The organism is bacterium (genome assembly GCA_035380285.1).
Classification (GTDB): Bacteria; Auribacterota; Erginobacteria; order Erginobacterales; family DAOSXE01; genus DAOSXE01.
In genome coordinates this window covers 38,340-52,277 of the sequence record DAOSXE010000009.1, presented here as the reverse complement: position 1 = coordinate 52,277, position 13,938 = coordinate 38,340, and the positions used below count along the sequence as shown (strand labels likewise).

At 62.0% G+C, this 13,938-nt stretch carries 7 protein-coding genes; 4 read left to right on the top strand and 3 right to left on the bottom strand.

Annotated features, from left to right (window positions below):
• Nucleotides 1-3 precede the first annotated feature (3 nt).
• Nucleotides 4-1,485, bottom strand: a complete 1,482-nt coding sequence (locus tag PLZ73_04795; protein ID HOO77189.1) for a hypothetical protein — start codon at nt 1,483-1,485, stop codon at nt 4-6.
• A 276-nt stretch (nt 1,486-1,761) separates the two neighbouring features.
• On the opposite strand from PLZ73_04795, the gene PLZ73_04790 reads away from it, so the two are divergent.
• From PLZ73_04790 to PLZ73_04775, 4 genes are all read left to right on the top strand, one after another.
• Nucleotides 1,762-3,567 (top strand): response regulator, encoded by a 1,806-nt coding sequence (locus tag PLZ73_04790; GenBank protein HOO77188.1) that lies wholly within the window; start codon nt 1,762-1,764, stop codon nt 3,565-3,567.
• Complete coding sequence (locus PLZ73_04785; protein ID HOO77187.1) at nt 3,564-4,931, top strand: sigma-54 dependent transcriptional regulator; 1,368 nt, start codon at nt 3,564-3,566, stop codon at nt 4,929-4,931. Before PLZ73_04790 ends, PLZ73_04785 begins: the two co-directional genes overlap by 4 nt.
• A gap of 180 nt (nt 4,932-5,111) precedes the next feature.
• Nucleotides 5,112-5,495 carry a response regulator gene (locus PLZ73_04780; protein HOO77186.1) on the top strand — a complete coding sequence of 128 codons (384 nt, stop codon included), beginning with the start codon at nt 5,112-5,114 and terminating at the stop codon, nt 5,493-5,495.
• A 33-nt stretch (nt 5,496-5,528) separates the two neighbouring features.
• Complete coding sequence (locus tag PLZ73_04775; protein ID HOO77185.1) at nt 5,529-10,487, top strand: discoidin domain-containing protein; 4,959 nt, start codon at nt 5,529-5,531, stop codon at nt 10,485-10,487.
• A gap of 791 nt (nt 10,488-11,278) precedes the next feature.
• Here PLZ73_04775 and PLZ73_04770 read toward each other — a convergent pair.
• On the bottom strand, nt 11,279-11,851 hold the full coding sequence (locus PLZ73_04770) for a polysaccharide biosynthesis/export family protein (protein ID HOO77184.1): 573 nt from the start codon (nt 11,849-11,851) through the stop codon (nt 11,279-11,281).
• Complete coding sequence (locus tag PLZ73_04765; protein HOO77183.1) at nt 11,848-13,872, bottom strand: polysaccharide biosynthesis tyrosine autokinase; 2,025 nt, start codon at nt 13,870-13,872, stop codon at nt 11,848-11,850. The genes PLZ73_04770 and PLZ73_04765 overlap by 4 nt, the downstream gene beginning before the upstream one ends.
• Nucleotides 13,873-13,938: the final 66 nt, after the last annotated feature.

The window sequence follows — 13,938 nt, the reverse complement described above, 5'->3', positions numbered from 1 at the left end:
GTATTATTCTCCGGCTCCCGGGCTTTCTCCCGCGGTCAGGTGCTGCACCAGGAACGGGAACTTTCCCCGGGCCGTCCGCGCGATGGCGTCCGTAAATACGATTTCCAACCGCAGACTTTCTCCCAGTTTTCCGGTCAGCTCTCCGCGGATGGCAACCGTGTCCTGTTCCCCATACCCCCGGTCGGGAACGATGGTCAACGTTACCAGACCCGGCGATTTCTGGGAAAATTGATATTGTCTGACCCGGTCATAGATCCGGGAATGGGAGTTGACGGCGGTCAGGGAAACGATATTGCCGGTTTTCCCGATGAGAACCTCTTGTTCCCAGCGGCCGCGAATCGCCTCCAGAAGAAGATAAGGGCGGCCGCAGGCGCAGGGGGTTTTCCTCAAGCGCGCGCGATCGCCGGTCCGGTAGCGGATGAAAGGCATGGTGGTGTTGATGAAGCCGGTTGCCACTATTTCTCCCTCGCCGCCGTCTTCGGTCACGGGCCGACCCTTGTCGTCGACGATCTCGGTATACCCGTACTGGGGGTAGAAGTGGTACAAACCGCCGCTCTCGCATGCCCCTCCCAACGCGACCTGCTCGGTCTGACCGTAGAGATCGAAACAGCGGGCGCCCAGGTTCGACTCGATGAATTCCCGTTGCCGGGGGTAGATATTCTCCGAGGAAGTCAGGACGGCATCGAGGCGCGGGGGGCGCAGGTCGGGCCGTTGCGCCAGAAAACGGGCCAACGCCAGAACCGCGGAGGGGTAACAGTGCAGGTAAGCTGTCCGATACTTCCGCATCGCTCCCAGATACAGCTCCAGATTGTCGTCGGTGAGGTCGTAAACGGAAAGGAGCAGTTCTTTTCTCAGGGGATCGTACCGCCAGGTCTTGCGGTAACCGCCGGTTTTGACCACGGCTCCTCTCAGCACCGCCCTCCGCGAGTTCGGGCGGACTCCGATCCGGCCCCATAAATCGAACACGAAAGCCGCTTCCGCCGCCCGGTGTTCCGGCCGGGTGACAATTTTCAACTGCCTGCCGGTAGTGCCCCCGGTGGTGATCGAAAGCGTCCCCCTCCGCTCCGCCCTGCGGTCGAGGAGCCGGTCGTGGTGTTTGTGCGCTTCTTCCCGGGTGAGGAAGGGGATTTCGCGGATGATGGCGGGGTCGCTCAGGCGCTCTCGGCCGATCCCGATCCGGTCGAAGAGCCCGCGATAATACGGGACCCCGTCGTAGGCATCCTCCAGGCAGCGGCGCAAGCGGTGGTTCTGAAAGGCGGTTACCTGCTCCCGGTTCCAGCCCCGGGAAGATCGGAGCAAGGCGCGGGTTTTCCCGAACGCTCGGCCGTAACGGGTGGAAACCGGAACCAGCCCCCAGGCGTGCTTCAATCCTTGTTTCAGGGGAAAGGGCAGGGCTCGGGCCAGGTCGCGAACCTTTTTTCCCGACGAATTCATGGGTTCGTACGGCCGGGGAGGGCGCCCGGCGCCGGCGGACGCCGGTGCCACCCGGCGAAATCCTCCCTTGATTGAGGAATGGTGCGGCTAATTGTGACCGCGGCCGGCCTCGTGCCCGGGCCCGCGCCGGGCGCGGAAGCCTAGGGGAACCGCCCGTTCGAGGGATTTGGTATACAATCGGCGCCGATAAGTCAACGGTTTTTCCCCGTTCGATCGGTTTCCGGTTTCCAGGAAAGCGGCCTCATGTTACGATTTCCGCGTCCTTGCCGTCGAGCCGGAAGCAGACCTGCGCGACCGGGAGGCAGGTTGAAGATCGGAGGAGGCAACGTGCCCGAACGCATACTGGTGGTTGACGACGAAGAGCCGATATGTCGGCTTCTGAGCCTTATCCTTCAGAAAAAAGGTTATCAGGTCAAGGCCGTGGGGACGGGCGGGGCGGCGTGGGAGGAAGTCCAGGCGGCCGGCCAGCGCCACGCCTTCAATCTGGCCCTCGTCGATATCCGGCTCCCCGATATCAGCGGGCTCGATCTGGTGGGCCGGCTCAAGCAGTCGTTTCCCCAGACCGAGATCATTCTCATGACCGGCCACGTCTCGGTGGAAACCGCGGTCAAGGCCATCAAGCTGGGTGCGTTCTCCTACGTCACCAAGCCGATTCAGATCGAAGAACTCGACCAACTCGTCAGGCAGGCCCTGGAAAAGCAGCGGTTGCTCGTGGAGAACCGGCGGCTGCTGGCCGAACTGCGGCAATCCAACAAACGGTTGGAGGATCTGAACAAGACCCTGGAAAAACGGGTGGAGCAGAGAACGGGAGAACTTCGGGAATCGCGGGCGGAAATCGAAAAGACCGCCCGGGAGCTTTCGATCATCAACGAGATTACCAACACCATCGCCGCCAGTCTCAATTTGAAGGAGATTCTCCCCCTGGTGGTTCAGGAAATCCAGAAGCTGATCGCCTTCGACCGCGCCAGCATCTCCCTGGCCTGGGGTTCGGACATGGTCAACGAAGTCTACTTTCTCGAGCCCCGGGAGGAGCGGTTCCCGGAACTGGGGCGGACGTTCCCTCTGAAGGGGACGGGGATCGAGTGGGTGATCAACAATATGCGCGCCCTGGTCCGCGGCGACCTCTCCGGGGCCGACAGTTTCCTGGAAGACGATTTTATCAAGAAAACCGGGGTGAAGTCGGGGATCGTCGTGCCCCTCATCCGCCGGGGGCAGGTGATCGGAACCCTCAACCTGGGGAGCATGCGGCCCGACGCTTACGACGAATCGCACGAGAAGATACTGCAGCAGATCGCCGGTCAGCTGGCCGTAGCCATCGACAACGCTAAGCTCTACCGGCAGTTGGAGGAGCACAGCCTCAACCTGGAAAAGGAGGTGGAGAAGAGAACGGCATCCCTCGAACAGTCCTTCCAGGATCTGAAGGAGGCGCAGGAGCGGCTGATCCAATCCGAGAAGCTGGCCGCCACCGCCAAGCTGATCGCCGGGGTGGCCCATGAAGTCAAGAACCCTCTCAACTCCATGTCTTTTTCCACCGTCAACATCGCCACCATCCTGGAGACGAGCCCCGATATCGAGCGGGCCCGGGAGCTTTCCAAGGAGAGTATCTCCATCCTCAAGGCGGATATCGGCAGGCTCAAGGATATGGTGGACGTTTTCATGTCCTTCGCCCGGCCCGTTCACTACCAGCGGGAGAAGGTCGATCTCAACGAGGTGATCGAGGGCGCCATCCGGGGCTTGCGGGGAGAATTGGAAGAGAACGGTATCGGGGTCGTGGAAGAGTACGATCGGGATCTTCCTCTTCTGACGCTGGAAAAAGACGAATTTCACCGGTCGATCCTCAACCTTCTGCTCAACGCCCGCGACGCGGTCGAGCGCGGCGGCCGCATCGAGGCCAGAACGGCTCTTCGGGAAGGGAAGGCGGTGGTGGAGATCGGGGACGACGGCTGCGGTATCCCCCCCGAGATCCAGGGGAAAATTTTCGATATCTTCTTCACCACCAAGGCCAAGGGGAGCGGTCTGGGGCTCTCGCAGGTCTTCCGGATGGTGGAGAGCCACGGCGGCCAAGTCGGTTTCGAGAGCCGGAAGGGGAACGGCACGGTTTTCCGGTTGGAGATCCCCCTGGAGGATATATGACGGTTCCGCTGCGAATTCTGGTCCTGGACGACGAGGAGAATATCCGCAAGAGCCTGGGGACGTTTTTGCGGATGCACGGGTACGAGAGCGATACCGCCGCGGTTCATACCGAAGCGCTGAAAAAGCTCCAGGAAGGCGGCTTCCAGATTCTGATCACGGACGTGAAGATGCCGGATAAGAACGGGATCGAACTGACCGAAGAAGTGAGCCGGCGGTTTCCCGAACTCACCATTCTCGTGGTTACCGCCTACGGCGACGTCCGCGATGCGGTCCGGGCCATGAAACAAGGGGCGTACGAATATCTGACCAAGCCCATCGATCAGGAGGAACTGCTCATCATCCTCGGCCGGATCGCCGAACATTACGCCCAGATCTGGGAGATCCGGGAGCTGCGCCGGAAGCTCAAGACCGAGTCCCCCTACCCGGGGCTGGTGGGTTCGAGCGACGCCATTCGGGACACCTACGCCTTGATCGACAAAGCCTCCCGGAGCGATTACAGCGTTCTCATCAGCGGGGAGACGGGAACCGGCAAGGAGATCGTGGCCAACGCCATCCACCATAACAGCGGTCGATCCCGGGGTCCCCTGGTCGCGGTCAACTGCGGAGCGCTCTCGGAGACGATGATGGAAAGCGAACTTTTCGGGCACCTCCAGGGCGCTTTCACCGGGGCGGTCAGCCATAGGTTGGGCCGGATCCGGTCCGCCGACGGGGGGACGCTTTTCCTGGATGAAATCGGCACGCTCAGCCCCGCCGCCCAGGTCAAGCTCCTGCGGGTTCTCGACGAGAAGACTTTCGAGCCGTTGGGCAGCGACACTCCCATCAAGGTGGATATCAGGGTCGTGGCCGCGACCAACGAGGATCTGAGCCGGGCGGTCAGGGAGGGGCGCTTCCGGGAGGACCTTTATTACCGCCTCAACGTGATTCAGATCGATCTTCCCCCCCTGCGCGACCGTAAGGAGGATATCCCTCTGCTGGCCCGACACGTCCTGAACCAGTTGGGCCGCAGGGAGGTGAAGATATCCTCCGGGGCCATGAACCTCCTTCTGCGCTACGACTGGCCCGGCAATATCAGACAGCTGGAAAATGTGCTCAAGAGCGCCTTGACGCAGGTCGAGGGCGATACCATGATCTTCGAGCACCTCCCCGGGTATTTCGCCGCCGGGGAGGGCGCCTCCGCCCCCGAATTCGCCCATTTGACCTCGTTTAAGGAGAAGGTCGAACTTTTCGAAAAATACCTGATCGAAGAAGCTCTCCGGCAGACTTCGGGCAATATCACCCAGGCCGCCCGCCAACTCGATTTTCCCCTGCGCTCCTTCCGCCGTAAGATGGAACGGTACGGGGTCAAGGGCGGCCCGGGAACCTGAGCCGCCTTTCCCCCACCATGCCAAATTGGCATTCCCGGGCCGGGAATATCGCTCGCTCCAGCCATTTCTGACGTTATCGCCATCTATACCCGCAAGGTAAAAAGTCCATAAGATGATGTATATGAGTGTATAAGAGCAATATTCCCAAATTCGGCATATTTATTGCTTTAATATGGTGTCATGAGCGCCAACGTCCAAAACATTCTGATCGTGGACAAGATCAAGAGTATCCGCCGGGCTATCGCCCTCTACCTCGAACTGAGAGGGTATCGGACTCTCGAGGCCGAACACGGCCGGGAAGCGATGGAGATGATGGACCGGCACGACGTGGGACTGATTCTGGTGGATCTGATGATCTCGGGAATGGACACGGCGACTCTGGCCGAGCGGATAAAAACTACGAAGATAGGCGTAATTTTCATGAGCAGCTACCTCCCCGACCCCGAATCCGGTTTCGGGTCCGAAAACGACACGTTTCCGGTCCTGGTCAAACCTTTTGCCGGGGAGGAACTGCTGGGAGAGATTGAAAAACGGATGCCCGCGGCTCTGCCGGTCTGCTCCTGAGGCGGTTGCGTTCGTAAGAGATTCGAGAGAAGTATGAAACGGATGATATTGATAACGACCGGGGTTCTGATGGCGGCTACGCTGGGAACCGCCGGTGAGCGTGGAACCCTGATCGACTGTCCCGTGAACCCGGTGTTCGCTCCCGAGGGCGGAGTCGAAAACCCCTGCGTGCTCTATGATCGGGACGGCTTCGGCGGCCGTCTGCCCTTCCGGATGTGGTACGGCGCCGACGATCCCCAGACGGGGGTTCGGGGCCTTCGTCTGGTTTCTTCCCGCGATGGAGTAACCTGGGACGGGGAAGAATCCACGGAAGTTTCCGGCTTGGCCTCCGGCGCCCTCGACCGCCCGGTGGTGGTGTACGACCGCGCTCGTTTCGGCCGGAGCGACGGGCCCCTCTATAAAATATGGTACCTGGCCGGAATGGGCCCGGCGGATTCCCTGGAAGCGGTTCGGTACGCCGAGTCGGATGACGGCGTCGCCTGGTTCGGCGACCGTCCTCTGAGAAGCAGCCTCCGTTTCCCGCTGGTGGTCGGTTCCCGGGACGGGCAGGGCAGCAGGTCTTTTTCCGAGGACCCGGGGCGGCGCAGCAAACGCTGGTTCGGCGGTATCGCCGGCCCGGGGTGCGTGATCTACAATCCGGATGGGACCAACCCGGGCAGCCGGACGCGCAGTGACCGCTCCGACGACGAGCCCCTGGCATACAGCTATGTCATGTACTACACGTCGGCCAGTTTCGGGGAAGCTCCGGACGGGAGTCTTGGCCAGATCTCCCTGGCTTATTCGCCGGACGGCTGCACCTGGACCCGTTGCGGCGACGAACCGGTCGTGGTTCCGGGAGGAATGGCTTCGACCTGGGACGCCCTGGAAGCTTCCCGGCCCCGGGTGGTACGGCTCAACGGCATCTACCACATCTGGTATGAAGGCGCCGCCGCCGACGGCGCGCGCGGGATCGGGCACGGGACTTCCTACGACGGCATCAACTGGATCCTGGACGACGAAGCCGTCATGCATGCCGCCGACGGGGAAAGCTGGCGCGGTTCCCGCACCGGCGCCCCCTGGGTCCTCCCGGGGGTTTCGGTCTACACTTCGGCTTTGACCGGTGTGGCCGGATACAAACTCTGGGCGGTGGGAGAAGATCTTTCCGGAGTGACCGCCGTCGGGTACTGGGAGGCGGGTGGAGGATACGAGCTGGCCGCCTCCGGAGTCCGGGATCTCCTGCCCGACGGGCCCGGAGATGCCGGCGAATGGTCCGCGTCGGGCGCCGGCTCCAACTGGGAATGCGTGCGGACCGCCGACGGCGACGGCACGTACGTTTACACGGCGAACGATTGGCTCACCGACCGCTATCTGATGGAAGACTTGGGTTTGCCGGTTCAGATCGACAAGGTCGAAATGATCGTGTATGCCCGCAAGGCCGTTCGCTCCAGTCTAAAGATTTCGGCGGGTATCCGTTCCGGCGGGGCAGACGACTTGGCGGAGATCGCCCTGGGTAACGGGTACGCCGCCTACAGCCGGGAGTGGACGGAGGACCCCGCCACCGGAGCTCCGTGGACGGTCGCGGGGGTCAACGCCCTGCAGACGGTGTTGGCGACCGGCTCGATTCACGGCCGGGAAGCCCGGGTGACTCAGGTTTCGGTCAGGGTCTATTACACCGCCGTAGCCACCCCCACTCCTTCGCCGACAGCCGCCCCGCCCACGCCCACTCCCGGTCCCGCGGAGACCCCGACGGCCAGTCCCGCCCCGACCGCCACCTCGATCCCCACCCCCACCGCCCGGCCGACCGATCCGCCCGCGCCCACCCCCACGCCGATTACGGGCCCGGTGGTGTTGGCGGCCGACGATTGGGAATCGGGCGATTTCAGCGGCGGCACCGGGTGGCTCTACAGTTGGTTCCACAGCGGCGACGCCGAGGTCATCTCCATCACCGATCCCCACCAGGGCCGGTACCATCTCCGCTTGCGCGACGATACCGGGTATGTCGACCGCGTTCTCGACGTCTCCGGCTACCGAAACATCACCGTCGGTTTCTGGGCCAAAGCGGAATCGTTCGAAGGGTCCGAGGAAGCCGCGTTTTCGGTCAGCACCGACGACCAGATCTGGCACGTGCTCCAGTCCTGGTTCAACGGCGACGACGACGGGGTTTACCGTTATTACGAATACGATCTCGAATCCCTGGGGATTTCGGCGGACGGCGAACTCTGGCTGGCTTTCGACGCCGAGATGAGCGGGACCGGGGACCGTCTCCTGGTGGACGAGATCGTGGTAGCCGGGGTTCCCGCCCAGGCGACCCCCACCCCCGCCGGCGCAACCCCCACCCCGGGAACGGCGGCCACCCCCACTCCGGCTCCGCCGGCGACTCCCAGTCCCACCCCGGAATCGTCCGACCTCGATATTCTCATCAACGCGGCCAAGCCCGCCGTTCTCGATAACGGGGGAAGCCTCGAATTCACGGTTGCCGGGCTCTGGTCGTATATCGAAGTGGACGGCGCCAGGACCGAACTCGAATCCGGCGACCTCCTCCGGCTCACCCTGGGCTCCGACGGCAACGGGAGCATCTATATGTCGGGGTCGAGGCTGACCACCTTCGGCTTCGATGACGTCACGGTTGCCCGCAACGGCGAAGAACTGGGGACCGGGACCGTTACCGCCGTCTATATCAGCGCCTATTCCGGCCTTTCCTCCACGCTTTCGCTTTCGGTTCCGCGCCAGTCGGCCTGGACGCAATTCCGGGTGGACGGAACCGACTTGATCTACGGCACGGATGAGCAGAGGATCTTCGTCGGCGTCCTCAAACCCGACGTCTCCGGTTCGCTCAGTCTGAACAATGCCGCGACCACGGTCTGGTTCACCGGCGGCGCCGAGAGCTATGCGATTCTCCCTCCCACTACCCCGACGCCCGCTTCTTCGGCCACGCCGACCGCGGCTCCTTCCAATACGCCCAGCGCAACGCCCACGCCCAGCGCGACCCCCACCTGCTCCCCGTCCCCGACCCTGACTCCGACGCCGAGCGCGGCCCCGACCGAGACCTGTACGCCGCCTCCGACATCGACTCCGACGCCGAGCGCGGCCCCGACCGAGACCTGTACGCCGCCTCCGACATCGACCCCGACGCCGAGCGCGGCCCCGACCGCTACCTGCACGGCTCCGGCGACCCCGCCCCCGACCGCCGCCCCCACGGCGACTTGGGTGCCGCCCAGTTCCACCCCGACCGCGGTCGAGCCCACGCCCCCTCCCAGCCCCACCCCCGTCAACATCGCCCTGGGAAAACCGGCGATCGCGTCGGGCTCCTGGAGTTCATCCTACGGTCCCTCCCGTGTTACCGACGGGAGCATGGACGAGGAGACGATAGATTACTGGCTGCTCCCCAGCCGGACCGCCGGCTGGGTCCGGGTCGATCTGGGGGACTGTTATTTTCTCGACGAGATCCGCTGGCTCAACACCCACAACGGTGCGAATAACGACCGGGCGGCCACCGACTGGAGGCTGCTGATCTCCAAGGACGGGGTGATCTACACCGAGCTGGCTTCCGGGACCGAGGAATTTTCGGGTTCGCCCTCCTGGGTGACCGTTCCCTGTTCACCGGAAATTTCCTACCGCTACCTGATGCTCTGCGTCGACGGCTATTTCGGCTACGGCGGCGGAGTCAACGAGATCGCCGCCGCGGGAACGTTGGATAATCCGGGCGCGCCCAATGTGGCTTTGGGCAAGCCGGCCACCGCTTCGGACTCCTGGAGCCAGGATTACGGTCCCGTCCACGTCACCGACGGGAGCTATTTCGAAGAATCCGTCGATTACTGGCTCCTGCCCAGCTATACCACCGGCTGGGTGGAGGTCGACCTGGGCAAGATCTACGATCTGACCAAGCTCCGCTGGCTCAATACCCACAACGACGGGGCCGACGACCGCGCAACCACCGACTGGCGCATGGAGATTTCCGTGGACGGCGAAACGTACACGCCCCTGGCGTCCGGGTCCGAGGAATTTTCGGCGGTGCCCACCTGGGTGACGATCTCGGAAGTGAAATACCAAACCCCCGTCACCGCCCGCTACGTCCGTCTCTGGGTGGACGGCTACTACTTCCGGGGCGGCGGAGTGAACGAAATCGAGGCCTACGGCCAGGAAAAGAACATCGCGCTGGGCCAGACCGCCATGGCTTCGGGTTGCTGGAGCGGCGATTACCCGGCTTCCCGGGTGGTGGACGGGGAGATACTCGAGGACGGGACGCTCGATTACTGGCTCCTGCCCAGCTACACCACCGGCTGGGTACAGGTGGAACTGGATTCCGTCTACGAGCTTAACGGCATCCGCTGGCTCAACACCCACAACGACGGGGTCAACGACCGGGCGACGACTTCCTGGCGGCTGGCGATCAGCGAAGACGGCGTCGGCTTTACCGACGTCGGCAGCGGGTTCGAGACTTTTTCCGATGCTCCCCAGTGGATAGAGGTCACCGGCTTGGACGACTCCGCGGTCGCCCGCTACGTCCGCCTCTATGTGGACGATTATTACTGGCGGGGCGGGGGAGCCAACGAGATCGAAGTCTACGCCGACCTCAAACTGGGGACCGACAATCTGGCTCTGGGCAAGCCGGCTTCGGCCTCCGGCTCCTGGAGCCTGGATTACGGCCCCGCTCACGTCACCGACGGGAAGACCGTCGAACAGGGCGAGATCGATTACTGGCTCCTGCCCAGCTACACCGCCGGCTGGGTCGAGGTCGATCTCGAGGACGAGCATCTCCTGACCGAGATCCGCTGGCTCAACACCCACAACGACGGCGCCGCCGACCGGGCCGCGACCGATTGGCGGTTGGCGGTCTCCGCGGACGGCATCGAGTACACGGAAGTCGACTCGGGAAGCGAAAGCTTTTCTCTCACCCCCAGTTGGGTGGCGGTCCCCCTCGAAGCCGTCAGCACCCGCTATGTCCGTCTGTACGTGGACGGCTACTATGCCCGGGGCGGCGGCATCAACGAGCTGGCCGTCTTCGGCGAATAGCCGACTCCCCGGCTTTTCAAGTTTTCCCCGTACCCCGGATACTGGCATCACCATGTAGGGGTGGAGTAAGGGGTTACTCTATGTTCCATGCTCTATGCCCTTTGCTTTCTCTACCATGAAGGGCATGAAGTTCATGAAGGGGGGAAAAGAGAGGGTTCGGGGTTCAGGGGGCTTACGCTATGTCCTATGCTCTCTGCTTCTCGCCACAGGGCACGGAGAGTTTTGGGAGGGTTGAGGGCGGGCTGAAGATGCCGCCGGCCAGACAATGGAAGCCCTCTCCTGTTCCCAAATCTGCGTAATCTTAGTTCCACCCTTTCCCAATCTGCGTAATCTTAGTTCCTCCCTTTCCCAATCTGCGCAATCTTAGTTTCACCATGAAGAACATGAAGTTCATGAAGGGGAGGGGATTAGCTACAAAAGGCACAAACGGGGAAAGGGTTGGCCACAAGAGGCGCAAGAGGCACAAGAGGATTCAGAATTTGTTTTACTCTATGCTCTATGCACCATGCTCTCTGCCATTTGCTTTTCTCCACCATGAAGGACATGAAGTTCATGAAGAAGGGGAAAAAGGGGAGAGCTGGGGAAGTTTTACGCCCTGCGCCCTGCGCTCTGCCCCATGTCCCCCTGGGGACTGCGGCGGAGCCTGAATCCTGAACCCCGAACCCTGAACCCTGAACCCTCTCTTTCCCTATGCTCCATGCTCTATGCTTTTTCGACCATGAAGCGGCGGAGGGCTATTGAATGCTGAATTCTGACTCCTGAATTCTTCCCCCGCACCCCGGAAGGCTTCTTTAAAAGAAGCTCTGGGGGACGGTGATCACGTCGCCGGGACGGATTTCGATATCTTCGACGTCTCCGCTCTGGATGCGTGGTATATCGACTTCGATTCTCTCCGGAGACCCGGTGTCGGTCCGCAGGATGCGGATGCTGCCTTCCTTGGCGTAGTCCGTGAATCCGCCGGCCATGGAAATGGCCTTGAGCACGGTCATGTTGCCGACCAGCTCGAAAGAACCCGGTTCCTTGACTTCTCCCAGGACGAAGAACTGTTTCTTCTGCAGGCGCACCCGGACGTAGGGGTTCTTGATGTAATTTTCCCCCCAGAGCCGGGTGAGCGTTTCTTCCAGCTTTTGCGGCGTCAGTCCCCCCGCCTGGACTTTTCCCAGGAGAGGTAGCGTGATCATCCCTTCCTGGTCGACCTCGACCTCGGTGTCGAGGTCCTGGTTCCTCCAGACGGTGATCCCGAGAATATCCTGGGGCTGGATGACGTAATCGGGGGGCTGGGCCGCCGCGGTGTTCCCGCTCAGGCAGAGAAGGGCCGGCAGCATCTTGAGGGTCAGGATGATCGCCGCTTCCGGTCTTTTCATCCCTTTTCTCCGGAGAGGTAATAGTAATGGGCGTAATACCTGATTTCACGGGGGGAAATGTTGTTGAAGACCACCCCGATAACCCTGGCTCCCGCCGTCTCCAGCTGATTTTTAGCCTGCAGCACGACCGAACGGGAGTGACGGTTATGCTCTATCAAGAGGATGACGGCATCCACCGCGGCTCCCAGGCAGAGGGTATCGCTCACCCCCAGGGTTTGGGGCGAATCGAAGAGAGCCAGGTCGTAGCGTTCTCGGATCTCCCCGATGATGCCCGCGATCGATTTGGAGTTAAGCAGGGAAACGCCCTTCTCGCTGTCGCTTCCGCTGGTGACGACGTCCAGGTTTCCGGTTTCCCCCGCTTTCTGGACCGCGTCTTCGATCCGGCAGCGGCCCTCGAGGATATCGGCCAGCCCCAGGCGGTTGTCGAGCCCGAGGATCGTGTCGATTTTGGGCCGGCGACAGTCCGCGTCGACCAGGATGACCCGGTCTCCCAGCTTGGCCATGCAGAGACCGAGGTTGGCGACGGTGGTGCTTTTACCTTCGCCGGCCACGGCGCTGGTCAGCATCAGGGTTTTGATGCCTTCCGTGGCGCAGGCGTGAGTGACGGTGGCGCGGAGGAGGCGGTACGCCTCCAGGGAAGCGAAGTCTTCGGGGTCGCGGGCCAGGCTGACCGTATCCCGGGGAATGAGAGCCAGCACCGGCAGGTGCAGGTATTTTTCCACTTCTTCCACGGACACCAGGCGCTGGTTCAGGTAGGAAAGAAAGAAGGCCAGGGCCACGCCCGCGCCCAGGCCCAGGATCCCGCCCAGGAGCAGGCTCAGCATTCTTTTCGGCTTGACCGGTTGCTTGGGAACACCGGCCTGTTCCACCACCTCGATCCGGACTTTGGGGATGCTCTCCCCGACTATGGCTTCCTCCATCCGCTTGCGGGTGGTAAGCACCACTTCCTGATCGACCTCGATCTGGCGCTTCAGCCTCAGATACTCGGCCCGGCTCTCGGACTTGAGCTGATCCTCCATCCAGACCTCTCCCAAGGCTTCGGCCAGAAGCTGTTCTTCCTTCAGAGACTGCTGATATTCCGTTTTGATTCCGTTGAGCATCCCCTGGGATAGTTCGTTGAGCTGGTTTTTGATCTTGCTGATCCGGGCCTTGACTTCCAGGACTTCGGGGTGCTCCGGCTGGTACTTTTCCTCCAGGGAAGCCAGTTCCACCTCGTTGATGTCCAATCGGGCGCGCAGGTCCTGGAAATGTCGGTTATCGCTCATCAGAACCAGGGAGGAGATGCGGGCGTCGGGGGGGAGCGCTTCCAGTTCGGCCAGCTGGACTTCCTTGAGCATCCGCCGGGTCTTGGCCTTGATATAAACGTCGTTGAGTTCGGCGATCCGGTCCTCGTCGAGGGGGCGGTCCTGAACGAAGGCCAGCCCCTTTTCGATCTTAAAAGCCCGTAGGGCGGCTTCGGACTGGTCCAGTTTTTCCCGGTTGAGGTTGAGCTGATGGCGCATGTTCTCGATGACTTCTTCCAGAAAAACCCCCCGAACCAATCTTCTCTGGGCGACGAAATGCTTGACGACCGTGTTCGCTATTTCCGCGGCCAGGACCGGGTCCCGGTCTTCATAGGCGATGGCGATGATGGTGGACCCCTCGATGGGAATGACCAGCAGGTTGTCCTTGAGCTGGGCCAGCGCCGCTGCGGCCGCGTTGGGCCGGTTCGGATACCACCTGCCGCCCAGGTTCAGTTCCCGGACGACCGGTTCCAGCACCGGGTTGCTCTGGATGATCTGGTTCTGGGTCCGGTAGAAGCGTTGGGAGTCCTGCGGCGCGATGAAGGGCAGGTTGGGATAGAACATCACTTCGGGTTGTTCCATCTCCACCCTGATTTTGGTTTGGGCCCGGTAGATATCCGGCTGTCGGAATACCGTCAGAACCACCCCGGCCACGGTGACGAGGGGGATGGCCACGATCAGGGTCCAATGTCTCCTGATCACGGCCCAATAGTGAAGCAGATGGATGTCTTCGTTCAAGGCGATATCCTCTTCAGAACCCGCGGCACAATTTATAAATATGCCATAAGGCCGGGATTTCCGAAA

Coding starts and splice junctions, on each gene's coding strand:
- PLZ73_04770 (HOO77184.1), bottom strand. CDS start 11,851: ATGAAAAGACCGGAAGCGGCGATCATCCTGACCCTCAAGATGCTGCCG.
- PLZ73_04775 (HOO77185.1), top strand. CDS start 5,529: ATGAAACGGATGATATTGATAACGACCGGGGTTCTGATGGCGGCTACG.
- PLZ73_04780 (HOO77186.1), top strand. CDS start 5,112: ATGAGCGCCAACGTCCAAAACATTCTGATCGTGGACAAGATCAAGAGT.
- PLZ73_04785 (HOO77187.1), top strand. CDS start 3,564: ATGACGGTTCCGCTGCGAATTCTGGTCCTGGACGACGAGGAGAATATC.